Raw genomic sequence first — 24,292 nt, 5'->3', positions numbered from 1 at the left:
GACCAGGGCTGAGGGAGCAGCCGTAGGACGACACATGCACCGCCGTCGGGGGGCAGGGGCGGAACGCCGCACGGCCATCGAAGGCACCGCACAACGGTCTGCATACACTGGCCGGCCGAAAGAGAGTTCGGCCGGTCCTGGCAGGAAGCAGAGACGACAGGTGACTGAAGCGATACTCCTGGTCGGCGGCAAGGGCACGCGGCTGCGTCCGCTCACGGTGCACACACCGAAGCCCATGGTCCGCGCGGCCGGGGTCCCGTTCCTCACGCATCAGTTGGCGAGAGCGAGAGCGGCGGGCGTCGACCACATCGTGCTCGCCACCTCCTACCTGGCCGAGGTCTTCGAACCGTACTTCGGCGACGGCTCCTCCCTCGGACTCCACATCGAGTACGTCACGGAGGACGAGCCCCTCGGTACGGGCGGCGCGATCCGCAACGTCGCCTCCCGCCTCCACTCGGCCCCCGACGACCCGGTCCTGATCTTCAACGGCGACATCCTGACGGGCCTGGACATCAGGGCGCTGGTGGAGACGCACGAGCGGACCGCCGCGGACGTCTCCCTCCACCTCACGCAGGTCACCGACCCGCGCGCCTACGGTCTGGTCCCCACGGACGAGACGGGCAGGGTCCTGGCGTTCCTGGAGAAGCCGCAGACCCCCGAGGAGATCGTCACCGACCAGATCAACGCGGGGGCGTACGTCTTCCGCCGCTCGGTCATCGACACGATCCCGCACGGCCGCCCGGTCTCCGTCGAGCGCGAGACCTTCCCCGGCCTCCTGGCGGCCGGAGCCCACCTCCAGGGCATGGTCGACTCGACGTACTGGCTGGACCTCGGCACCCCGGCCGCCTTCGTCCGCGGCTCCGCCGACCTCGTCCTGGGCCGTGCCCCGTCCCCCGCGATCCCCGGCCGCTGCGGCGACCGCCTGGTCCTCCCGACGGCACGGGTCGCCCCCGACGCGAAGCTCACCGGCGGCACGGTGGTCGGCGAGGGCGCCTTCGTCGCCGAGGGCGCGCGCATCTTCGGCAGCACGATCCTCCCGGGCGCCGTCATCGAACCCGGCGCCGTCATCACCGACTCCCTCGTCGGCACCCGGGCCCGCGTCGGCGAACGCTCCGTCCTCACCGGCACGGTCATCGGCGACGGCGCCGTCATAGGCCCCGACAACGAACTCCGCGACGGCATCCGCATCTGGTGCAACGCCCAAATCCCAGCGGGAGCGGTCCGCTTCTCCTCGGACCAGTAGGGGCGACGAGAAGAGCAAGGGGGAGGCTGATGGTCCCTCACCCAGGGTGAACAACCGCTTACGCAACGGGTGATAGAGTTGCGACGTGCTGAGCGAGAACCAAGCCAGTGCAGCAACCTCCGTTCTTCGGGGAAACCGGGCTGGTTCCAACCCGGCTGGTGTTGATTGCGTAAGCTTGTTTGTTCGCTGAACGGCCGAGCTGCATGAGTCAGGAATCCCCCTCGCCTGCCGAGGGCGAGGGTTCAAAACCGCCCGATGTCCCACTGGGGCATCCGGGGTGCTCGCCGAGGCGGCGTGCGCCCGCCTAGCAGGATCAGCCGGGCAGCCCTATGGCGCTGCCCGGCATAGGGCTCCAGCAGCTCCAGCATCACGGAGTCATCCGCATCCCGATCCCCGGCAAGCGCCCACCCCACGATCCCGGGCAGATGCAGATCCCCCACCGTCACGGCATCCGCCGCCCCATGACTCCGCTGCACCACCTCCGCCGACGTCCACGGCCCGACCCCCGGCACGACCTCCAACCGAGCCCGCGCCTGAGCCGGCGGCATCAGCACCGCTTCCTCCATGCGCCCCGCCACCCGGACGGCCCGCAGAATCGTCGACGCCCGCTTGTTGTCGACCCCGGCCCGATGCCACTCCCACGACGGAATCAACGCCCAGGTCCGAGGCGCCGGCATCACCCACAGCCGCCCACCCGCCGCAGGCCCCGGCGCCGGCTCCCCGAACTTCCGCACCAGCGACCGCCACGCCCGATACGCCTCGTCGGTCGTGACCTTCTGCTCCAGAATCGACGGGATCAACGACTCCAGCACCAGCCCGGTCCGCGTCAACCGCAGCCCCGGCCGCCGATGCCACGCCCGCGCCACCACCCGGTGCCGAGGAGCGAACACGGCCGGATCGTCATCGGCCCCGAGCAACCCCGGCAACCGCTCCAACAGCCACTCGGCCCCCGGCCCCCACGCCTCGCCCCGAACCGCACCACCCACCGCGGCGACCCGCAGCGTCCCCGGCCCGGCAGGAGTGAGACTGGCCCGCCACACGGACCCGTCCGGCATGGCCCGGAACGTCGGATCCCCGGGCCCCCGCCGCAGCGGCCCGAGCACCAGCCCGAGCTCGAGCGGCCCGTCCGGCACATACGTCCGCACCAGCCCCGGCGCCTGCGCCTGCCGCGGCACGCCCCGCGCCGCGGGCACCCCGACCTCCCCGCCGCGCACAGTCGTACGCGTGGGCCGGGGAGCGAATCGTCCTGCCACGAATGAGCTCCCGGAGAAGTCGGAGGTGTCCTGGCCGCCCTACGAGACCAGACCGCCTTACGAGCCCAGACTGCCCTACGAACCCCGGCTGCCCTACGGGACCAGGCTGCCGTACGGGACCAGGCAGCCGTACGAGAACAGGCGGCGCCACGAGACTAGGCGGCGCCACGAGACTAGGCGGCCCTACGAGACTATGCGGCCGCACGACGCCCCAGCGCCCGTATGACCAGACTCACCGCACCTCGATGAACGCCCCGGCCTCCCGCTCCGGCCGAGCCCGAGGTTCCTCCGCCGGATGCCCCACCGCCACGGCCCCCATCGGATCCCATCCCTCCGGCAGCCCCAGCACGTCCCTGACCACGTCCCGGCAGAACATCGTGGACGACACCCACGCCGACCCCAGCCGCTCCCCGGCCAGCGCGACGAGGAAGTTCTGCACACCGGCCCCCGCGGCGACCACGAACATCTCCCGCTCGGCAGCGTCCCGCCGCGGATCGCCGTACGTGTGCGACCCGTCCATCACAAGACAGGGCACCACCAGATACGGCGCCTTTCGCAGCACATCCCCCCGCCGCACGCGCTTGCCGATCGACTCCTCGCTCTTCCCGTCCCGCCGCAGATCCGCGACCCAGGCGTCGCGCATGGCGTCCAACAGCTCGCTCCGCGCACCCTGCGACTCCAGCAGCACGAACCGCCACGGCGTCGTGTGGTGCGGCGCCGGCGCGGTGACCGCCGCGGCCACGGCCCGTCGTACGGCGCCCGGGTCGACGGGCTCGTCGGTGAAGGCGCGTACGGTACGGCGCTGGGTGACCGCCTCCCGTACCGCCTCCGAGGTCCCCAGCCGGAACATGTCGTCGCGCGCACCGCGCACCATGGCCTGCGCCCCCTCCCCGTGCTCCTCCGCCACCACGTGTGACAGCCCGCGCACCACGGCGACGGGCAGCCCGGCGGTCTTGCCCTTGACCAGATCACCGGCCGCGGCCAGCTCGTCCGCCGTCGCGACGACCGTCGCGCTGAGCGGATTGCCGTACGCGTCCGTGCCTCCGCGCAGATCGTCCAGCACCCGCACGCCGGCGGCGCCGATCGCGACATCCGTGAGCCCCGTGCGCCAGGGCCGCCCGAACGTGTCCGTCACGACGACCCCGACATCGACCCCCAGGGCATCGCGCAGCCCCTCCCGGATCGCTCGCGCGGACGCGTCCGGGTCCTCGGGCAGCAACAGCACGGTCCCGGAAGGGGTGTTGGAGGCGTCGACCCCGGCGGCGGCCATCACGAGCCCTTGCCGGTTCTCCACGATCCGCAGCGCACCGCGTCTGGCCACCACCCGCACGGTCTCGGCGTCGATCGCGGCCTCCCGGTCGGCCGCCTGGACGATCCGGCCCTCTGCCTTGGACACGATCTTGGAGGTGACGAGCAGCACGTCCCCGTCCGCCAGACCTGGCTCGGCGGCGGCAATCAGCTTGCCGAGATCGTCCCCCTGCTGCACCTCGGGCAGCCCGGGCACCGCCCAGACCCGAAAACCGTCGACAGGCACGCCGCTCAAATCGCCCGCACCTCCTCCGCCAGCGCCAGCGCCTCACGCGCCATCTGCGCGGCCGCGTCCACGTCGGTCATCATCAGCGGTACGGCACGGCACCGGATCCCGGCGGCCTCCACCCGCGCCACCACGCCCGCGTCCACGGTGTCGACCAGCCAGCCGTCCAGCAGTCCCGAGCCGTAGTGCTCGGCGACCGCCGCGGCCGTCGACTCGACGCCCACCGCCGCGAGTACCTTGTCGGCCATCCCGCGCACGGGCGCGTCCCCGACGATCGGGGACAGCCCGACCACCGGCACTCCGGCATCGGCGATCGCCTCCCGGATGCCGGGCACGGCGAGGATGGTGCCGATGGACACGACCGGGTTGGACGGCGGGAACAGCACGATGTCCGCCTCGGCGATCGCCTCCAGGACGCCCGGCGCCGGCTTCGACTGCTCCGCACCCACCGGCACGATCGCCTCGGCCGGCACGGAGGCCCGCAGCCGCACCCAGTACTCCTGGAAGTGGACCGCCTTGCGCTCCCCGTCGACCTCGACGGCGACATGCGTCTCGACCCGGTCGTCGGTCATGGGGATCAGCCGTACGCCCGGCTTCCACCGGTCGCACAGCGCCTCGGTCACCGCGCTCAGCGGATACCCGGCGCCGATCATCTGCGTCCGCACGATGTGCGTCGCGAAGTCCCGGTCGCCGAGCCCGAACCACTCGGGCCCTACGCCGTACGCCGCGAGCTCCTCCTTGAGGTGGAAGGTCTCCTCGGCACGCCCCCAGCCCTGCTCCTCGTTGATGCCCCCGCCGAGCGTGTACATCACCGTGTCGAGGTCCGGGCAGACCTTCAGCCCGAAGAGGTGGATGTCGTCCCCGGTGTTGCCGATGACCGTGACGTCCGCGTCCGGCGCGGCCTGCTTCAGACCGCGCAGGAACCGGGCACCACCGATGCCGCCTGCCAGAACCACAATGCGCATGGGAGCAAGTCTTACAGGCGGGTACGACAACGCGTCAGGCGGTTACGACGTCCGCCTCGTCGTACGTGGCCGGGGCCGAGCACTGGGGCGCGTGCATCGGCATCTCGGTCAGGCCCGGGTAGTAGACGTGCAGGCTTACGGCCGGCTCCAGTGTGTCGTTGACCACCTCGTGCACATACCCCGGCGCGAACACCCGCTGAGCCCCCGCCTCCAACGCGTGCGTGCCCCGCCCGGTCCGCTCGGTCAGCGTTCCGTCGAGCACGGTCAGGACACCGGAGGAGCGGCCGTGGTCGTGCGGTCCGCTGCCCTGTCCGGGCACCCAGGACAGCAGCCAGACCTCGTAGCCGGGGCCGGTACGCAGCCGGTGGTACCAGCGGGTGGTCGCGTCGTACCGGACGAGGTGCTCCCACTGGGCGCGGTCGGCCGCGATGGAGCGGGCCAGCCCGACGAACTCGGCGACAGTGGCCGGGTGCTCGCGCGGGGGCTGGAGCAGGTGCGGGACTTCGAGGATGTCGCCGGCGATCTGGAGGTCGCTGTCGCTGTTCATGGAGTGCGGTGTTCCTCGGCGGAAGAGTGTGGGGGGTGGCTGGGTGTCACGTACCGTCCGCCCGGGTCGCGGGGGGACAGAGATGCCCTGGTCCGGGCGGGGGGAACAAGCAGCCGAGTCGCGGTGGACTCAGAGGCAGCCGGAGCGCGCTTGGCTCAACAGCTGGGACAGCAACAACAGCTACAGCGAGCGCGGGCAGCACCGAGGGACCCGGCGGAGCGGGTCGAGGTGAGTGCCAAGTTCGCGAGCATGCCCACAAGGACAGCGGCTCACACCTCCACTGTCAACTCGACGACCGATATGTGGGACATGTTTCACCTCATCCGGTTCATCTCCCAGGTGAAAGGTTTGTTCATGTGCCCACCGGGACACATGGCGCACAACCGGGCGCACGGTCCTCGGAACGAGATCGAACTCCTGGGCGTCCTTCTCCGTACAGGCCCCAAGGCGCGGTGCGGGAACGGAGTCCCACAAGGGTCTCGTCTGCTTGTCAAGGTTTATGCCGATTTGAACACTTTCCGCTAGGCCTTGGTTCCGCAGAGTGAATAAGGGGCCCAATAGCAGATCTCGGCTTGACTCGCCCGGAGCAGCACACTTGTAATTTCACTCGTGTCGTTCAGCCGAAATCGGTACGGCTACATCACGGGGACGCGAAAGACAGACGAGGGGCGCACATGACCGAGACGGTGCAGCAACTGCTGGTCGACGACGCGGACGAGGAACTCGGCTGGCAGGAGCGCGCGCTGTGCGCCCAGACCGACCCCGAGTCCTTCTTCCCCGAGAAGGGCGGCTCCACCCGCGAGGCCAAGAAGGTCTGCCTCGCCTGTGAGGTCCGCTCCGAGTGCCTCGAGTACGCCCTCGCCAACGACGAACGCTTCGGCATCTGGGGCGGCCTGTCCGAGCGCGAGCGCCGCAGACTGAAGAAGGCGGCGGTCTGATCCGAGGGGGCATGCCTCGAGTCCGCAGACATATACGTCACGTACGTCACGAACGGCCCGTCGCAGGTGGGTTATCCACAGGCGGCGGGCCGTCGCCATGCCCAGCCGATAGTGTGGGCGCTCGTCCGAGACGCCTCGCTGCCCCCTCGGGGCACAGGCGTCCACCTCAGTCCACCGAACCGGGGCCCGTACCTCGATGTCCGTGCACAGCCACACGGCAGCCCAGCAAGACACCGCTGCCACAGCAGTGTTTGACCCGGCCCGCCCGCCCGAGTTCCCACGTCATGTGGTGACCGCGGTCCTCGTCTCCCACGACGGCGCCCGCTGGCTGCCCGACGCGCTCGCCGGGCTGCTCGGCCAGGAGCGCCCCGTCCAGTTCGCCATGGGCGCCGACACCGGCAGCGCGGACGACTCCGCCCAGCTGGTCACCGACGTCCTCGGCGCCGACCGCGTACTGCACCTCGCCCGGCGCACCGGCTTCGGCCAGGCCGTCGAGGAGGCGGGCCGCACGGCCCCCGTCCTCACTCCGGACGAGCTGCCGTACCTGAAGCGGCCCAGCGGCTGGGACCCCGTCACCCGCAGCTGGCGCGACGACGCCTACGACATGCCCGAGCTCCCGCACGGAGAGCCGGTGCAGTGGCTGTGGCTGCTGCACGACGACTGCGCCCCCGAACCCGACGCGCTGGCCCAGCTGCTGCGGGTCGTGGAGACCGAGTACGAACTGGGCCGGGACGACGTGGCCGTGGTGGGCCCCAAGCTCCGCGGCTGGTACGACCGCCGGCAGCTGCTGGAGGTCGGCGTCAGCATCGCCCACTCCGGCCGCCGCTGGACCGGCATCGACCGCCGCGAACAGGACCAGGGCCAGCACGACCACGTCCGGCCGGTGCTGTCCGTGTCCACCGCCGGCATGCTGATCCGGCGCGACGTCTTCGAGGAACTCGGCGGCTTCGACCGCCGCCTGCCCCTGATGCGCGACGACGTCGACCTGTGCTGGCGCGCACACGCGGCCGGCTACCGCGTCCTGATCGCCCCGGAGGCCGTCGTACGGCACGCGGAGGCGGCCTCCCGCGAGCGCCGCACCGTCGACTGCGCGGGCCGCACCACCGCCTCCCCGCACAAGGTCGACAAGGCCGGCGCCGTCTACACCCTGCTCGTCAACACGCGTACGGCCGTGCTGCCCTGGGTGCTGGTGCGCCTCGTCCTCGGCACCCTCCTGCGAACCGTCGCCTACCTCGTCGGCAAGGTCCCCGGACAGGCCGTCGACGAGATCCGCGGCCTCCTGGGCACCCTGCTGCGGCCCGAGCGGATCCTCGCCGGGCGCCGCAGGCGCGGCCGTCCGGCCGTCGACAAGGAAGAGATGCGGCCGCTGTTCCCGCCGCCGGGCGCGACCGTCCGCGCAACGGTCGAGCAGGCCGTGAGCAGCCTCTTCGGCAGCTCCGACCCCGAGGCGACCTCAGGAGCCGGCCGGCACGGCGGCGCGGTCGAGTCCGGGCCCGGCGGCGACGACGCCGACTTCCTCGAGGTCGAGCAGTTCGTCCGCCTCAAGCGCATCGCCCGCAAGCCCGGCCCGGTGCTCTTCCTGTTGCTGCTGCTGGTCTCCCTGGTCGCCTGCCGCGCCCTCCTCGGCGGCGGCGCGCTCGCGGGCGGCGCCCTGCTGCCCGCCCCGGCCGACTCGAGCGAGCTGTGGTCGCGCTATCTCGACGCCTGGCACGCGGTGGGCGCCGGCGGCACCCCGTCCGCACCGCCCTACCTCGCGCTCGTCGCGATGTTCGCCTCCGTGCTGTTCGGCTCGACCGGCCTCGCGGTCACGGTCCTGCTGGTCTGCTCGGTGCCGCTGGCCGGATTCGCCGCCTACTTCGCCTCCCGCCCGCTCGTCGAGTCGCGCCTCCTGCGCGCGTGGGCGGCCGTCGTCTACGCCTTCCTGCCCGCCGCCACCGGCGCCCTCGCCGGCGGCCGCATCGGCACGGCCGTCCTGGCCATCCTGCTGCCGCTGATGGCGCGCGCGGGCGTCGCGGCCAGCGGCCTGGCGCACAGCTCGGGCGCGCGTGGCAGCTGGCGCGCCACCTGGGCGTACGCCCTGCTGCTGACCATCACCACGGCGTTCACGCCGATCGTGTGGCCCATCGCGCTCATCCTCGGCATCGGCCTGCTGGCCGTGCGCCGCAGCGAGATCACCGTCTACGGCCTGCGCTTCGTGGCCCAGCTCGGCACGCCCCTGCTGATCCTCGCCCCGTGGTCGCTGTCCCTCCTCCCGTTCGGCTTCTTCCAGGAGGCCGGCCTGGAGTACGGCGCCTCGGCCGCCTCCGCCCTCGACCTCCTCGGCATCAGCCCCGGTGGTCCCGGCACGGTCAGCGGGCTGATGCTCATCGGCATCGTCCTGGCCGCGCTGGCCGCCCTGCTGCGCTCCGGGCGGCAGTTCGGGATCTGGACGGCCTGGGCCGCGGCCCTCGTGGGCCTCGTCTTCGCCGTCCTGTCCAACGCCTCCACCTGGGCCGGCCCCGCGACCCTCGTCTACGGCCTCGCCCTCCTCGCCGCCGCCGTCCTCGGTGCCGACGGGGCACGCGCGCGCGTGGCCGAGCAGAGCTTCGGCTGGCGCCAGCCGGTCGCCGCGCTGATCGCCTTCGCCTCGGCCGCGGGCCCGCTGCTCGTCGCCGCCGGCTGGATGATCGGCGGCGCCGACGGCCCGCTGGAGCGCCGGAACCCGGTGCAGGTGCCCGCGTTCGTCGCCGAGGAGAGCGGCACCCGCGACCAGGCCCGCACCCTCGTCCTCGACAGCGACTCCGCCGCCCACGTCGGCTACATGCTGGTGCGCGGCTCCGGCGCCCGTCTCGGCGACGCCGAACTGACCGCGGCCGACGGCGAGAACAGCAGCCTCGACAAGATCGTCGCCAACCTCGTGGCCGGCTCCGGCGCCGACCAGGCCGACCAGCTCGGCAAGTTCGCCGTGCGCTACGTCCTCGTCCACAAGGGCGCGCCCCGCGAGGTCACCCGCGTCCTGGACGCCACCCCAGGCCTGTCCCGGCTCAGCCAGCGGGACGGCAGCGGGCTGTGGCGGGTCGACCAGGAGGTGGCGCGCGCCACCATCGTTCCCAAGTCGGGCACTCCGCAGCCCGTCGCCGCCGGCCCAGTCGAGATCCACACCACGATCCCGTCCGGCGCCGAAGGCCGCGTCCTGCGTCTCGCCGACACCGCCGCCGAGGGCTGGACGGCCTCCCTGGACGGCAAGCCGCTCACCCGCACCACCCTCGACGGCTGGGCCCAGGGCTTCGAACTCCCCGCCTCCGGCGGGAAGCTGGACGTCACCTTCGACGCCCCGATCACCCACACCGCCTGGCTGTGGACCCAGGGCGCCCTCGCCGTCGTCCTGGTCGTGCTGGCCCTGCCCGGCCGCCGCCGCGACATCGACGACGACCTCCCCGAGGAGCCGGCCGTCCCCGCCCAGGCAGTCGCCGGCGAGGGCCGCCGTGCCCGCCGCCTGCGCGCCCAGGCCGAGGCCGAGGCCGAAGAGGGCGGCCAGTCCGGCGAGTTCCCGCCTCCTCCTCCGGAGGCCCCCGCCGTCGTCCCGCAGCAGCAGTCCTACGGTGAGTGGGACACCCCGAACTACGCGGGCGCCGAGTACGGCGGCGGCTACGGCGAGCAGTATCAGGGAGCCCAGCAGCAGTACCCGCAGGGCTACGACCAGCAGCAGTCCTATCAGGCGGACCCGTACCAGGGCGGCCAGTACGACCCGTACGCGTACGGCGGCCAGTCCCAGCAGGCGCCGTACGACCAGGGTTACGGCCGGCCGTACGACCAGCAGGGCTACGACGACCAGGGCTACGACCCGGCGTACGACCCGAACGCGCCGCACCCGCACGGCAACGGCAGTGAGCGCCCCGACGGGAGTCAGCAGTGAACCGCACCACCCTGTCCCTGATCGCCGGCACCACCGCGCTCGCCGCCGTCACCGGCTTCGCCGTGCTCACCACAACGGACGCCGCCGGCACGGACACCGCCCGGGCGGCCGCCGTACTGCCCGTGGAGCGCACCAGCCTGCTGTGCCCGTCACCCAGCATCTCCGACCTCGCGGACACGACGTACACGTCGTACACGCCCGTCACCAAGGGCACGGGGAGCGACGGCAAGGCCGAACTCCGGTCCGCCACGGAGCAGTCGGCGGAGGGCGGGGGGAAGAAGAAGGCCGACAAGCCGGTCCTGACGCCGAAGGAGCCCGGCACCCCGGTCACCGGGGACACCTCCGGCGGCGACTCGCCCGCACTCGTCGGCACCGCCGAGGGCAAGTTCGCGCCCGGCTGGGCCGTCCAGGAGACCACCGAGGTCGCCGCAGGCACCGGCCGCGGTCTCCAGGGCGTCAACTGCACCGCACCGGACACGGAGTTCTGGTTCCCGGGCGCCAGCACGGCCGCCGACCGCACCGACTACGTGCACCTGACCAACCCCGACGACTCCGCGGCCGTCGTCGACATCGAGCTCTACGGCAAGGACGGGGCCCTGGAGTCCACGGTGGGGGAGGGCATCACCATCCAGCCGCACTCCAGCGAGCCGGTCCTGCTGTCCACGCTCACGGACGAGAAGCAGGAGAACCTCACCGTCCATGTGAACGTCCGCAGCGGGCGCGTGGGCGCCGCCGTACAGGCGCTGGACGACAAGCTGGGCGGCGACTGGCTGGCCGCGTCCACCGACCCGACGGGCAGCCTCGTCCTGCCGGGCATCCCCAAGGACGCCACCGCGGTGCGCCTGGTCGCCTTCACTCCCGGCGACTCCGACGCGGACCTGAAGGTGGCGCTCTCCTCGCCGTCCGGTCGGATCACTCCGGCCGGCAACGAGACGCTGCACGTCAAGGCGGGCATGACCACCGCGGTCGACCTCGGCGACCTCACCCGTGGCGAGGCCGGCTCCCTGATCCTGACCCCCACCGACCAGTCCGTGCCGGTGGTCGCCGCGCTGCGGGTCGTCCGCGGCAAGGGGTCGAAGCAGGAGACGGCGTTCATCCCCGCCACCCGACCGGTCGGCACGCGCGCGACGTCCGCCGACAACAGCGCCAAGGGCACCATCCTCTCCCTGGTCGCCCCCGGCCGGGCGGCGGAGGTCAGGGTCACCGCGTCGGCGGGCAGCGACGGCGGTACGACCGTCACGAAGACGTACACGATCAAGGCGGGCACCACCGAGAACGTCGAGGCCCCGACCCCGAGCGGCGGGAAGGGCACGTACGCCCTGACGGTCGAGCCGGTCTCCGGCGGCCCGGTCTACGCGGCGCGGATGCTGGCGGCCACGGAGGACGGCGTGCCGGGCTTCACCATCCAGACGCTCCCTGACGACCGGGGAACGGTGGCGGTACCGGAGGCGGACCAGGACCTGTCGGTGCTGCAGAAGTAGGGCGGGCCGCGGTTCAGTCCTCGCCGTACCGCGGATCCACCGTCTCGGGAGTCAGCCCCAGCAGCTCGGCGACCTGCTCGACCACGATCTCGTGCACGAGGGCGGCCCGCTCGTCCCGCGCTTTCGTGCGAATCTCCACCGGGCGCCGGTACACGATCACCCGGGCAGGCCGGCCGTCCTGGGAGGGGATCGTGCCGCCCAGAGGAACGGCCTCGTCGTTCCAGACCTCCCCGGGCGCTTCCAGCCGCGGCACCTCGAGCACCAGGAAATCGATGTCGGCCAGCTGCGGCCACCGTCGCTCCAGACGCTCCACGGAGTCCTGCACCAGGTCCGCGAACGCCTCGGCACGGCTCGCCGCGAGCGGCACCTGCGGAGGCGCGATCGGCCCGCGCATGCCCCGACCGTGGCGATCACGACGGCGGGGCCCGGGTCCGGCGGTAGGAGGCGGTACGGGGTTGTCCATCACTGGTGAAGCGTAGTCCCCGCCGGGCCCGGGTGCCCGACGCCCGCGCGGCGGCGCGGACCGCTTCCGTGCATCCCGGGCGGCATGTCGGCAGTTGACCATTCCAGCCAAGGTTGGGCTCGATTCCGTATCCCTCCAAGACCGTCGATCTCAAGGCAATTGACATGGTTTGTGCCGGGTGGTGACCGGTTCCAGAACCGTCCGGCCTTTCGGACGCGTCTGTCGTCGCAGGTCAGCGAGGTGGGGCTGAAGGGGCATGTGGGGCGTTTCACACCACGACACGGTGGAGTGGCCTCGGGGAGAGTCGTCGCGGCCCGCTCAAGAGTGCGGTACCGTCCAACGTCGTGAGCCCTGTACGTCGCTGTTCGCGCACCGCTTGCGGCCGTCCCGCCGTCGCGACGCTGACGTACGTCTACGCCGACTCGACCGCGGTCCTCGGCCCGCTCGCCACCTACGCCGAACCCCACTGCTACGACCTGTGCGCCGAGCACTCCGAGCGTCTCACCGCCCCGCGCGGCTGGGAGGTCGTCCGCCTCGTCGACGGCTCGGCTCCGGCCCAGCCGAGCGGCGACGACCTGGAAGCGCTTGCCAACGCCGTGCGTGAGGCGGCCCGTCCGCAGGAGCGGGCGGCTGGGGCCGGTGGCGGCGGGCGAGGGGCGGACCCGATGGAGGTCGCGCGCCGCGGCCATCTCCGGGTTCTGCGCTCCCCGGACAACTGACCTTCCCCGTCGCCTTCTTGGGCAGGCACGTTCCGCCTTCCCGTGAGCGCGCGTTTCCCCGGGTGCTGCACGCCCATTGACGGGCGGTTGTCGCGGACACGACCATTCCAGTTACGTCGAAACGAGAAATCGCTTTCCGCATGACGGAATCGAGGGCTCCCGTGTACGTCCAGGAACTGGAACCCGTCGCCGGCTCACTCGGCCTGTCCGCCCTGGTGGCCGCCCTACCCCTGGTGATCGTCCTGGTCCTGCTCGGCGGCGTCCGCATGAAGGCGCACCTGGCGGGCCTCACCGGCCTCCTGGCGGCCGCTCTGGTCGCCTGGCTCGCGTACGGCATGCCGCTGGGCCAGACGGTCTCCAGCGCCGCCCAGGGAGCGGTCTTCGGCCTCTTCCCCATCCTGTGGATCGTCGTCAACGCCCTCTGGGTGTACCGGATGACGGTCCGCACCCGGCACTTCGACATCCTGCGCCGCTCCTTCGGACGGCTGTCGGACGACCCGCGCATCCAGGCCCTCGTGGTCGCCTTCTGCTTCGGCGCCCTCCTGGAGGCCCTCGCCGGCTTCGGCGCACCCGTGGCCATCTGCTCGGTCATGCTCGTGGCGCTCGGCTTCGACCCGGTGCGCGCCGCTGTCGTCGCCCTGGTCGCCAACACCGCGCCGGTCGCCTTCGGCGCGATGGGCACACCGGTCGTGACTCTCGCCCAGGTCACCGAGCTGCCCCTGGACACCGTGGCGTCCGTGGTGGGCCGTCAGACGCCGCTGCTGGCCCTCGTGGTGCCGCTGGTGCTGGTCTGGCTGGTGGACGGGCGGCGCGGGCTGCGCGAGACCTGGGTGCCCGCCCTGGTGTGCGGAATTGCCTTCGCCATAGCCCAGTTCGCCGCCTCCAACTACGTCTCCGCGCAACTCGCCGACATCGGCGCCGCCTTGGCCGGCGCGGGCGCCCTGGTCGCCGTACCGCACGCGCGCAGGCCCGCCGCCGAGCCCGTACGCGCGGCCGTGCTCACCGGCGTACGCAGCGAGGACCTGGACGAGGACGACCCGCACCGCGAAGTCCTGCGCGCCTACGCCCCGTACGCGCTGATCGTCGTGATCTTCTCCCTCGCCCAGATCCCTGTGATCAAGGACTGGCTGGCCAAGGCGACACAGACGTACGACTGGCCCTTCCTGAACGTCGTGAACGCGGACGGCGACCCGGTCGGCGCGAACGTCTTCATGTGGCCGATCGTGTCCACGGGCGGCACGCTCGTGCTCCTCGCGGGCCTCTTCACGGCGGTCGTTCTCGGCGTGCACGCGCGCGTGGCGGCCAGAGAATGGGCCGCCACGGTGTACGAGTTGAGGTTCGCGATCCTCACCGTGACGTCCGTCCTGGCCCTCGCCTACGTCATAAACCTCTCCGGACAGGCCGCCACCATCGGCCACTTCGTGGCGGCGGCCGGCGCGGGGCTGGCCTTCCTCTCCCCGGTCCTCGGCTGGTTCGGCGTGGCCGTCTCCGGCTCGGACACCTCGGCCAACGCGCTCTTCGGAGCGCTGCAGGTGACCGCGGCCCGCGAGTCCGGCCTGTCGCCCGAACTCCTGGCCGCCGCCAACAGTTCGGGCGGCGTCCTCGGCAAGATGATCTCGCCGCAGAACCTCACCATCGCCTGCGCGGCCGTGGGCCTCGCCGGCCGCGAGGGGGACCTGCTGCGCAAGGTTCTGCCCTGGAGCATCGGGCTGCTGCTGGTGATGTGTCTGATCGTGGTCGGGCAGAGTTCGCCGGTGCTGGGCTGGATGCTGCCCTGACGGCACCATTCCGCTTCTGACCTGAGGTTACGGCTGGGAGTCACTCAGGTACCGCACCGTCCACTGTCAGTGGTTGCGGGTAGTTTGTGGTGACCAGAGGACTTTCAGAAGGGGTGGCCGTGGCCGCTGATCTCTCCCAGCTCGTGAAGGCGTACGACGTGCGCGGTGTCGTTCCGGACCAGTGGGACGAGCCGCTCGCCGAGCTTTTCGGGGCCGCGTTCGTCCAGGTGACCGGCGCGAGCGCGATCGTGACCGGGCACGACATGCGGCCCTCGTCGCCCGGGCTGTCGGCCGCCTTCGCGCGCGGAGCGGCGGCCCGCGGTGTGGACGTCACCGAGATCGGCCTGTGCTCGACCGACCAGCTGTACTACGCATCGGGCTCGCTGGACCTGCCGGGCGCGATGTTCACCGCCTCGCACAACCCGGCCCAGTACAACGGCATCAAGATGTGCCGCGCCGGCGCCGCCCCGGTCGGCCAGGACACCGGCCTCGCCGAGGTCCGCGCACTGGTCGAGGAGTGGAGCGAGACGGGCGGCCCCGAACCGGCCGCGACGACGGGAACGACCACGCGGCGGGACACCCTGGGGGACTACGCGGCCTACCTCCGCGCCCTCGTCGACCTGACCTCCACCCGACCCCTGAAGGTCGTCGTCGACGCGGGCAACGGCATGGGAGGCCACACCGTCCCGACGGTCTTCGAGGGCCTGCCCCTGGACCTCGTGCCCATGTACTTCGAGCTGGACGGCACCTTCCCCAACCACGAGGCCAACCCCCTGGATCCGGCCAACCTCGTGGACCTCCAGCAGCGCGTCCGCGAGGAGAGCGCCGACCTCGGCCTCGCCTTCGACGGCGACGCCGACCGCTGCTTCGTCGTCGACGAGAACGGCGACCCGGTCTCCCCGTCCGCGATCACGGCCCTGGTGGCCTCCCGCGAACTCGCCAGGCACGGCGGCAAGGGCACGGTCATCCACAACCTGATCACCTCCTGGTCGGTGCCGGAGGTCGTCAAGGAGAACGGCGGCACACCGGTACGCACACGCGTGGGCCACTCCTTCATCAAGGCCGAGATGGCCAGGACCGGCGCGATATTCGGCGGCGAACACTCCGCGCACTACTACTTCGCGGACTTCTGGAACGCCGACACGGGCATGCTCGCCGCCCTGCACGTCCTCGCCGCCCTCGGCGGCCAGGACGGCACCCTCTCCGCCCTCGTCGCCCAGTACGACCGCTACGCCGCCTCCGGCGAGATCAACTCCACGGTCGACGACCAGACCGCCCGCCTGGCCGCCGTCAGGGCCGCGTACGAGGGCCAGGACGGCGTCACCCTGGACGAACTGGACGGCCTCACCATCACCGCCGCCGACTGGTGGTTCAACGTCCGCCCCTCCAACACGGAGCCGCTGCTGCGCCTGAACGCGGAGGCGAGGGAAGAGGCCATGATGGCGAAGGTGCGGGACGAGGTACTGGGGATCATCCGGGGCTGAGCTTCGCCCGGGGTGCCGCTGCGGCCCGCACAGCCGCACCCCGGCCCGGCCCAACCCCGCCACCCCACCCCTCCCGGCGGTAACCTGACCAGGCACATCCGCACAGGCACACGTACCAGCGCATCCCCGAAGGGACACACCCCATGCCGCTCGAAGCCGGCCTCCTGGAGATCCTCGCCTGCCCGGCCTGCCACGCCCCCCTCAAGGAGCAGGACACCGAGCTGATCTGCACCGGCCAGGACTGCGGCCTGGCGTACCCCGTCCGCGACGGCATCCCCGTCCTCCTCGTCGACGAGGCCCGCCGCCCCGCGTAAGCGACGACCTGGCGACCCGGAGACCCGCGAACCCGACGACCCGGCGACCGGAGGCTGCCCGCCCATGCTCGACGAATCGCTGCTCGACACCCCCGATGCACTCTCGGAGGCCGACCACCGCGGCCTGCTCCGCGGCGCCGCCGAAGCAGGCGCCCGCGTCCGCACCGCCGCCCGCCACGCCGCCGACGCCGGCGTGGGCGACCTCAAACCCGACGGCCGCCCCCGCGCCGTCCTCATCGCGGGCCCCGGTGCCGCCGCCACCCACGCCGCCGACCTCCTCGGCACGCTCGCCGGAGCCGGCAGCCCCGTCACCCGCCTGGCCCCCTCCGGCGTCGCGCCCGCCGCGGGCGCCATGCGCTGGGAACTGCCCGGCTGGGCCGGCTCCGTGGACCTGCTGCTGATCGCGACCCCCGACGGGAGCGAGCCGGGCCTGTCCCTGCTCGCCGAACAGGCCTACCGCCGCGGCTGCAGCGTCGTCGCCGTGGCCCCCTCCCACTCCCCGCTCGCCGAGGCGATCGACGGCGCCCACGGCCTCTTCGTACCGATGGCGACCGCCCCGTACGACCAGGACGAACCCCTCGCCGCCTCCGCCCCCGGCGTGCTGTGGGCGCTGCTCACCCCGCTCCTCGCGCTCCTGGACCGCACCGGCCTGCTCGCCGCCCCACCCGACGCCCTGGAGAAGGTCGCCGACCGCCTCGACCGGATCGCCGAGCGCTGCGGGCCCGCCATCGCGACCTACAGCAACCCGGCCAAGACCCTGGCCGCCGAGCTCGCCGACGCCCTCCCGGTCATCTGGACCGAGGGGACCTCCGCGGGCCCGGCCGGCCGTCGGTTCGCCGCAGCGCTCGCCGAGCTCTCCGGCGCCCCGGCCGTCGTCGCCGAACTGCCCGAGGCCCTCGCCGCGCACAGCGCACTGCTCGCGGGCCCGCTCGCCGCGAGCGCCGACCCGAACGACTTCTTCCGCGACCGCGTCGAGGAGCCGCCCGCCCTGCACGCGCGCGTGGTGCTCCTCCGCGACCGCCCGATCGGCGGCCTCACCGCCGCCCCCGCCGCCCGTGACCTGGCCCTCAGCCACGACACGCCGATCAGTGAACTGGAGCCGGAGTCCGGCGACGAACTGGAGACCCTCGCGGAACTGATCGCCGTCACCGATTTCGCCGCCGTTTACCTGGCGCTCGCTTCAAGGGCCTGACCTGGTCCCGCGCCTTCCAGACCAGAGCCCGCCGAGCAGCGTACGTACGGAGACAGAGACAGAGCATGGACCGCCTCGACAACACCGTCCGCCCCTACGCCTGGGGTTCCACCACAGCGATCCCGAAGCTGCTCGGCACCGACCCGACCGGCGAACCGCAGGCGGAGATGTGGATGGGCGCCCACCCGGGCGCCCCCTCGCGCACCGCCCGCGGCACGCTCGTCGACGTCATCGAGGCCGCCCCCGAGCGCGAACTGGGCGAGCAGGCCGTGGCCAAGTTCGGCCCCCGCCTGCCCTTCCTCCTCAAGATCCTCGCCGCCGGCGCCCCGCTCTCCCTCCAGGTGCACCCCGACCTCGCCCAGGCGAAGGAGGGGTACGAGGACGAGGAGCGCCGCGGCATCCCCGTGGACGCCGGCCACCGCAACTACAAGGACGCCAACCACAAGCCCGAACTCATCTGCGCCCTCACCGAGTTCGACGGCCTGTGCGGCTTCCGCACCCCGGCCGAGGCGGCCGACCTCCTCGACGGGCTCGGCGTCGACTCCCTCAAGCCGTACGTCGACCTCCTGCACGCCCAGCCGGAGGAGGCGGCCCTGCGCGAGGTCCTCACCGCGATCCTCACCGCCGACCGCGAGGAAATGGCCCGCACGGTCCACGAGGCCGCGGCCGCCTGCACTCGCCTCGGCGGCGACTTCGCGCCCTACGCCGACATCGCCCACCACTACCCGGGCGATCCCGGAGTCATCGCCGCGATGCTCCTCAACCACGTCCGACTCCAGCCCGGCGAGGCCCTGTTCCTCGGCGCCGGCATCCCGCACGCCTACCTGAGCGGCCTCGGCGTCGAGATCATGGCCAACTCCGACAACGTCCTGCGCTGCGGACTGACCCCCAAGCACGTCGACGTCCCCGAACTCCTGCGCATCGTCCGCTTCGAGGCCGGCGACCCGGGCGTGCTGCGCCCGGAGGCGTCCCCCGACGGCGAAGAGGTCTACGAGACCCCGATCGACGAGTTCCGGCTCTCCCGGTACGTCCTCCCGGAGGGCGCCGCCACTCACGACCTCACCCGTGCGACCCCGCAGATCCTGCTCTGCACGGCAGGCACGGTCCGGGCGGGCGAGCATGAACTGACCCCCGGTCAGTCGGTCTTCGTTCCCGCCGGGGAACAGACCGAAGTGTCCGGGAACGGCACGGTCTTCCGGGCGACCGTCGTCGTCTGAAGCGACCACTTGGTGCCCCGGCACGCTGGAGTCCTGCCGGGCTGCAACAATGGCGCACCGCAAAGGACGGGCAAAGCCCGGGACGGCGTACGAAGGGACAACGCGAACACATGAGCGCGTCAGGCGGCACCAAGGCGATCGTGGCGGCACTCGCCGCCAACCTCGCGATCGCGGTAGCGAAGTTCGTTGCGTTCATCTTCAGTGGATCGTCATCGATGCTCGCCGAGTCCGTGCACTCGCTCGCGGACTCCGGCAACCAGGCCCTGCTGCTCGTCGGCGGCAAGAAGGCCCAGCGCGAGGCCACCCCGCAACACCCCTTCGGCTACGGCCGCGAGCGCTACATCTACGCCTTCCTCGTCTCGATCGTGCTCTTCTCGGTCGGCGGCATGTTTGCGATCTACGAGGGCTACGAGAAGATCAAGCACCCCCACGAGATCGACCACTGGTACTGGCCGGTGGGCGTCCTGGTGTTCGCGATCATCGCGGAGACGTTCTCCTTCCGGACGGCCATCAAGGAGTCCAACCCCCTGCGCGGCCAGCGGTCGTGGAAGGACTTCGTCCGCCACGCCAAGGCCCCCGAACTGCCCGTCGTGCTCCTGGAGGACCTCGGCGCCCTGGTCGGCCTGATCCTGGCGCTGGCCGGCGTCAGCATCGCCCTGGCGACCGGCGACGGCGTCTGGGACGGCATCGGCACCCTCTGCATCGGCATCCTGCTCATCCTCATCGCGCTCGTCCTGGCCGCCGAGACCAAGTCCCTGCTGCTCGGTGAGGCCGCGGGCGTCGAGGAGGTCCAGAAGATCGAGGCCGCCATCGTCGACGGCGACACCGTCACCCGCATCATCCACATGCGCACCCTCCACCTCGGCCCCGAGGAACTCCTGGTCGCCGCCAAGATCGCCGTACAGCACGACGACACGGCCACCGAGGTCGCCACCGCCATCAACGCCGCCGAGTCCCGCATCCGCGCGGCCGTCCCGATCGCCCGCGTCATCTACCTCGAACCGGACATCTACAGCGAGACCGAGGCCGCCAAGGGCGCGGACCGCGAGGCCTCCCCGGGCGGCCCGACACAGCACGACGCCGGCCACTGATTTCTCGTACGTCTGTCCAGTCCGCCTGTGTCGTACGGCAACGGGGTCCACCGAGTCGCTCGGTGGACCCCGTTGTGCGCCTACCGGATCTCGCCGAGCACGCCGAGCACCGCGGCCTCGTCCGCGGCGGTCGTCAGCCGCTCCCGGAACCCGGCGTCCGTCAACTTCCGCGACAGCAGCGCCAGAATCCGCAGATGCTCGTCACCCGCGGCCGCCTCCGGCACGGCGATCATGAAGACGAGCTTGGCCTTCGTCCCGTCCAGCGAGCCCCACTCGACCCCCTCGCCGGACCGCGCGAACCCGACCACGGGCGCGGTCACCGCGTCCGTCTTGGCATGCGGAATCGCGATCTCCTCCCCGAGTCCGGTCGTGCCCTGCTCCTCGCGCCGCAACACCGTCCGCACCAACTCGTCCCCGTCCGCCACCTTGCCGCTGCGCGCGAGCAGCCCCGCCATCTCCCGGATGGCGGCCTCCTTGTCACGCGCGTCGAGCGAGACCTTCACGGTCTGCTCGGTGAGGTAGCCGGAGAGGACCGCGTCATGGCCGTCGGCTTCAGCCGACGCCGGCTCTGCGGCAGATGCGCTCGCGCCCGCCGCCACACCCCCGACAGGGGCCTGCCGCGCTACGACGGCCCCCGCACCCACCCCGACCAACGCGGGCTCGGCTCCCACCGGGCCCCCGCCGACGACGGACACCCCCCGCCGCTTCCGCTCACTGATGTCAACCAGCGCGACCGTCGTCAGCGCGGTGACGACCGTGCCGATCACCACGGCCACGAAGAACATCGGCACCCCGCTCACCGCGCCCAGCACCGCCACGATCGGCCCGCCGTGCGGCACCGCGTCCTCGACCCCGGCCTGCCCGGCGATCGCACCGGCTACCGCGCCGCCCAGCATGTTCGCCGGGATGACCTGCGCGGGCCGCGCCGCCGCGAACGGGATCGCGCCCTCGGAGATGCCGAAGCAGCCCATGAACAGCGAGGCGAGCCCCGTCTCCCGCTCCTGCTCGGTGTACAGCCGCTTCCGTATCAGCGTGGCCAGGCCCTGCCCCAGCGGCATCACCGGGATCGCGGCCGCGCACATGCCCATGACCGTCTGGTTGCCGGTCGCGATGAGCCCGGCGCCGAAGAGGAACGCCGTCTTGTTGACCGGCCCGCCCATGTCGAAGGCGATCATGAGCCCGAGAATCGCGCCCAGCAGGATCGCGCTCGTGCCCGTCATCCCGCTGAGCCAGTCGGTCAGGTGCTCGAAGACCCAGGAGATCGGCTCCCCTATGACGTAGATGAAGAACAGCCCGAGCGCCGTGGTCGCCACGATCGGTATCACGATGATCGGCATGATCGGCTGCACGAACTTCGGGACCCTGACCTTCTTGATCCACAGCACCAGATACCCGGCGAGGAACCCGGTCACGATCGCCCCGATGAAGCCGGCGCCCGCCTTCGAGTCGTAGAGCGATCCGGTGTTGGCGATCCAGCCACCGATCATGCCCGGCACGAGCGCGGGCCGGTCCCCGATGGCGTAGGCGATGTATCCGGACAGGATCGGCACCATCAGCGTGAAGCCGATGACGCCGATGTTGTTCACGTCCATCCAGAAGGAGTCCTTCGGGATGACGAGACCCCCGGAGGGATCGGTGTGCCCGCCGAGCGACAGCGACACGGCGATCAGCAACCCGCCGACCACCACGAACGGAATCATGTAACTGACCCCGTTCATCAGCGCCTTGTACCCGACGCTCCGCTCCCTGCCGCCGCTCTCGGAGGCAGGCTTGATCGGGCCGGCCTGGGCGTGCACCGGCGCCGACCGCACCCGCTCGATCAGCCGCTCGGGGTGGTGAATGCCCTCCGCCACCCCGACAGTGAGGACCCGCTTGCCCACGAAACGGCTCAGATCCACATCCTTGTCCGCGGCGACGATGACTCCGTCCGCAGTGCTGACATCGTTGTCGTCGAGTACGTTTTCGGCCCCGATGGACCCTTGCGTCTCCACCTTCATGTCGATACCGCGGCTCTCGGCGGCCTGCGCGAGTTTCTCCGCCGCCATGTACGTGTGTGCGATGCCGGTCGGACACGCGGTCACCGCGAGCAGCTTCAACCGCCTGCGCTCGCCATCGCCGCTGCCCGTGGGGGGAGGGCCGGCCGGACTGGTCACGTCGATCTCCTAACGCCTTTGTCACACGGAACGCCGTCCCGGACGCCCCGCAGGATCGATCAGAGGATCAGATCTCCCCGCATCCTCCAACACCCGCACCGACGCTCAAAGGCCCGAAAGTCCCCTGTCCTCCAGGTCTGTTGCACGATGTCCTCCCGTTCGTAGGTGTCCTGTTATCGCCGTACGGCCGCGCGCCACCGATCCCGACGACACCTCGTGTTCGGCGCGATGTGTTCGGAGGCGGACTGGGGGCGGCCGGGTCCACCGGTGTAGCTTGGGTGGGAGCCAGACGTCGCTGCTGATGGCGGTCGGGCGGTCCCTCCGCGGACCGACCGAGGGAGAGAGGGCCTCCGACGGACTGCGCTGCGCGCACGCGGGCATGCCTGTGTCCTCCTTCGGGGCACCCCTGTGTCCGCCGCCGCGCAGACCAGCCGTACCCACCTCGACCCAAACTCCAGGAGCAGCTCGTATGACGACTGTCGACAACCGACAGGACTTCAAGGTCGCCGACCTCTCCCTGGCCGAGTTCGGCCGCAAGGAGATCACCCTCGCCGAGCATGAGATGCCGGGCCTGATGTCGATCCGCAAGGAATACGCCGAGGCGCAGCCCCTGGCCGGCGCTCGTGTCACCGGCTCCCTGCACATGACCGTCCAGACCGCGGTCCTCATCGAGACCCTGGTCGCCCTGGGCGCCGAGGTCCGCTGGGCCTCCTGCAACATCTTCTCCACCCAGGACCACGCGGCCGCCGCCATCGCCGTCGGTCCGAACGGCACGCCCGGCAACCCGCAGGGCGTCCCGGTCTTCGCCTGGAAGGGCGAAACGCTGGAGGAGTACTGGTGGTGCACGGAGCAGGCGCTGACCTGGCCGAACACCCCCACCGGCGGCCCGAACATGATCCTGGACGACGGTGGCGACGCCACGATGCTCGTCCACAAGGGCGTCGAGTACGAGAAGGACGGCAAGGTCCCGGACATCGAGACCGCCGAGTCCGAGGAGCACGGTGTGTTCCTCCAGCTGCTGACCCGCACGGTGGCTGAGAGTCCGCAGAAGTGGACTCAGGTCGCCTCCGAGATCCGCGGCGTGACCGAGGAGACCACGACCGGTGTCCACCGTCTGTACGAGATGCAGCGCGACGGCACCCTCCTGTTCCCGGCGATCAACGTCAACGACGCCGTCACCAAGTCGAAGTTCGACAACAAGTACGGCTGCCGCCACTCCCTGATCGACGGCATCAACCGCGCCACCGACGTCCTCATCGGCGGCAAGACCGCGGTCGTCTTCGGCTACGGCGACGTGGGCAAGGGCTGTGCGGAGTCCCTGCGCGGACAGGGCGCCCGCGTCATCATCACCGAGATCGACCCGATCTGCGCCCTCCAGGCGGCGATGGACGGCTACCAGGTCACGACCCTCGACGAGGTCGTCGACAAGGCCGACATCTTCATCACCACGACCGGCAACAAGGACATCATCATGGCCTCGGACATGGCCAAGATGAAGCACCAGGCGATCATCGGCAACATCGGCCACTTCGACAACGAGATCGACATGGCCGGCCTCGCCAAGATCCCCGGCATCGTCAAGGACGAGGTCAAGCCGCAGGTCCACACCTGGAAGTTCCCCGACGGCAAGGTGCTGATCGTCCTCTCCGAGGGCCGCCTGCTGAACCTGGGCAACGCCACCGGCCACCCGTCCTTCGTGATGTCCAACTCCTTCGCGGACCAGACCCTGGCCCAGATCGAGCTGTTCACCAAGCCCGACGAGTACCCGACCGGCGTCTACGTGCTGCCCAAGCACCTCGACGAGAGGGTCGCCCGCCTCCACCTGGACGCGCTCGGCGTGAAGCTGACCACGCTCCGCCCGGAGCAGGCGGCGTACATCGGCGTCGAGGTCGAGGGCCCGTACAAGTCGGACCACTACCGCTACTGAGCCGGCACCCCGGCTCGCGACGAGCACGTCCGTGCACTGACGCGCTCCCGCAACAGCAGGTCCTCCGAGGCAGGCCCCCGCACCCCCGTGCCGGGGGC

The 24,292-nt window shown here is 71.6% G+C and carries 18 protein-coding genes; 12 read left to right on the top strand and 6 right to left on the bottom strand.

All coding sequences use genetic code 11. The features are described from left to right. The first annotated feature begins 160 nt into the window (after window positions 1-160). Window positions 161-1,243, top strand: a complete 1,083-nt coding sequence (locus QFZ76_RS21400; protein WP_307675248.1) for an NDP-sugar synthase — start codon at window positions 161-163, stop codon at window positions 1,241-1,243. A 242-nt stretch (window positions 1,244-1,485) separates the two neighbouring features. Here the strand turns inward: QFZ76_RS21400 and QFZ76_RS21395 are convergent, their stop codons facing one another. From QFZ76_RS21395 to QFZ76_RS21380, 4 genes are all read right to left on the bottom strand, one after another. Further along, window positions 1,486-2,496: a DNA-3-methyladenine glycosylase gene (locus QFZ76_RS21395; protein ID WP_307675247.1), complete on the bottom strand. Its 1,011-nt coding sequence runs from the start codon at window positions 2,494-2,496 to the stop codon at window positions 1,486-1,488. A gap of 232 nt (window positions 2,497-2,728) precedes the next feature. Continuing rightward, window positions 2,729-4,039 carry a coenzyme F420-0:L-glutamate ligase gene (locus tag QFZ76_RS21390; protein ID WP_307675246.1) on the bottom strand — a complete coding sequence of 437 codons (1,311 nt, stop codon included), beginning with the start codon at window positions 4,037-4,039 and terminating at the stop codon, window positions 2,729-2,731. After that, window positions 4,036-4,995 carry a 2-phospho-L-lactate transferase gene (gene cofD / locus QFZ76_RS21385; RefSeq protein ID WP_307675245.1) on the bottom strand — a complete coding sequence of 320 codons (960 nt, stop codon included), beginning with the start codon at window positions 4,993-4,995 and terminating at the stop codon, window positions 4,036-4,038. The genes QFZ76_RS21390 and cofD overlap by 4 nt, the downstream gene beginning before the upstream one ends. Window positions 4,996-5,029: 34 nt before the next feature. Next, complete coding sequence (locus tag QFZ76_RS21380) at window positions 5,030-5,542, bottom strand: cysteine dioxygenase family protein (RefSeq protein ID WP_307675244.1); 513 nt, start codon at window positions 5,540-5,542, stop codon at window positions 5,030-5,032. A 674-nt stretch (window positions 5,543-6,216) separates the two neighbouring features. Between QFZ76_RS21380 and QFZ76_RS21375 the strand changes: the two genes are divergently transcribed. The 3 genes from QFZ76_RS21375 (at window position 6,217) to QFZ76_RS21365 (ending at window position 11,856) form a co-directional block, all read left to right on the top strand. Beyond that, window positions 6,217-6,480 carry a WhiB family transcriptional regulator gene (locus QFZ76_RS21375; RefSeq protein ID WP_010034659.1) on the top strand — a complete coding sequence of 88 codons (264 nt, stop codon included), beginning with the start codon at window positions 6,217-6,219 and terminating at the stop codon, window positions 6,478-6,480. A gap of 196 nt (window positions 6,481-6,676) precedes the next feature. Next, the gene (locus QFZ76_RS21370) at window positions 6,677-10,375 is read left to right on the top strand and encodes a glycosyltransferase (RefSeq protein WP_307675243.1); all 3,699 of its coding nucleotides are present in this window, start codon (window positions 6,677-6,679) and stop codon (window positions 10,373-10,375) included. Continuing rightward, a complete protein-coding gene (locus QFZ76_RS21365; RefSeq protein ID WP_307675242.1) occupies window positions 10,372-11,856 on the top strand; it encodes a DUF5719 family protein in 1,485 nt (494 codons plus the stop codon). Before QFZ76_RS21370 ends, QFZ76_RS21365 begins: the two co-directional genes overlap by 4 nt. A gap of 13 nt (window positions 11,857-11,869) precedes the next feature. On the opposite strand, the gene QFZ76_RS21360 is transcribed toward QFZ76_RS21365, so the two are convergent. Beyond that, complete coding sequence (locus QFZ76_RS21360; RefSeq protein WP_307680089.1) at window positions 11,870-12,319, bottom strand: metallopeptidase family protein; 450 nt, start codon at window positions 12,317-12,319, stop codon at window positions 11,870-11,872. Window positions 12,320-12,663: 344 nt separating this feature from the next. On the opposite strand from QFZ76_RS21360, the gene QFZ76_RS21355 reads away from it, so the two are divergent. From QFZ76_RS21355 to QFZ76_RS21325, 7 genes are all read left to right on the top strand, one after another. Continuing rightward, window positions 12,664-13,038 (top strand): DUF3499 domain-containing protein, encoded by a 375-nt coding sequence (locus tag QFZ76_RS21355; RefSeq protein WP_307675241.1) that lies wholly within the window; start codon window positions 12,664-12,666, stop codon window positions 13,036-13,038. Window positions 13,039-13,199: 161 nt separating this feature from the next. After that, on the top strand, window positions 13,200-14,816 hold the full coding sequence (locus QFZ76_RS21350) for an L-lactate permease (RefSeq protein ID WP_307680088.1): 1,617 nt from the start codon (window positions 13,200-13,202) through the stop codon (window positions 14,814-14,816). A 119-nt stretch (window positions 14,817-14,935) separates the two neighbouring features. Next, window positions 14,936-16,300, top strand: a complete 1,365-nt coding sequence (locus QFZ76_RS21345; RefSeq protein WP_307675240.1) for a phosphomannomutase/phosphoglucomutase — start codon at window positions 14,936-14,938, stop codon at window positions 16,298-16,300. A 143-nt stretch (window positions 16,301-16,443) separates the two neighbouring features. Next, on the top strand, window positions 16,444-16,614 hold the full coding sequence (locus tag QFZ76_RS21340; protein WP_007382472.1) for a Trm112 family protein: 171 nt from the start codon (window positions 16,444-16,446) through the stop codon (window positions 16,612-16,614). Window positions 16,615-16,678: 64 nt separating this feature from the next. Next, entirely contained in the window at window positions 16,679-17,806 is a 1,128-nt protein-coding gene (locus QFZ76_RS21335; protein ID WP_307675239.1) for an SIS domain-containing protein, read from the top strand. A 65-nt stretch (window positions 17,807-17,871) separates the two neighbouring features. Then, complete coding sequence (gene manA, locus QFZ76_RS21330) at window positions 17,872-19,023, top strand: mannose-6-phosphate isomerase, class I (RefSeq protein ID WP_307675238.1); 1,152 nt, start codon at window positions 17,872-17,874, stop codon at window positions 19,021-19,023. A 110-nt stretch (window positions 19,024-19,133) separates the two neighbouring features. After that, window positions 19,134-20,114: a cation diffusion facilitator family transporter gene (locus QFZ76_RS21325; protein WP_307675237.1), complete on the top strand. Its 981-nt coding sequence runs from the start codon at window positions 19,134-19,136 to the stop codon at window positions 20,112-20,114. Window positions 20,115-20,194: 80 nt separating this feature from the next. Here QFZ76_RS21325 and QFZ76_RS21320 read toward each other — a convergent pair whose 3' ends face one another. Next, window positions 20,195-22,267, bottom strand: a complete 2,073-nt coding sequence (locus QFZ76_RS21320; protein ID WP_307675236.1) for a PTS fructose transporter subunit IIABC — start codon at window positions 22,265-22,267, stop codon at window positions 20,195-20,197. 469 nt (window positions 22,268-22,736) lie between these two features. On the opposite strand from QFZ76_RS21320, the gene ahcY reads away from it, so the two are divergent. Beyond that, window positions 22,737-24,194: an adenosylhomocysteinase gene (gene ahcY, locus QFZ76_RS21315; RefSeq protein WP_307675235.1), complete on the top strand. Its 1,458-nt coding sequence runs from the start codon at window positions 22,737-22,739 to the stop codon at window positions 24,192-24,194. Window positions 24,195-24,292 lie beyond the last annotated feature (98 nt).

The sequence above is a fragment of the Streptomyces sp. V4I2 genome (assembly GCF_030817655.1).
Lineage (GTDB): Bacteria > Actinomycetota > Actinomycetes > Streptomycetales > Streptomycetaceae > Streptomyces > Streptomyces plumbiresistens.
Note: the sequence above shows the minus strand (reverse complement) of the source record. Positions and strands in the feature narration are given on the sequence as shown.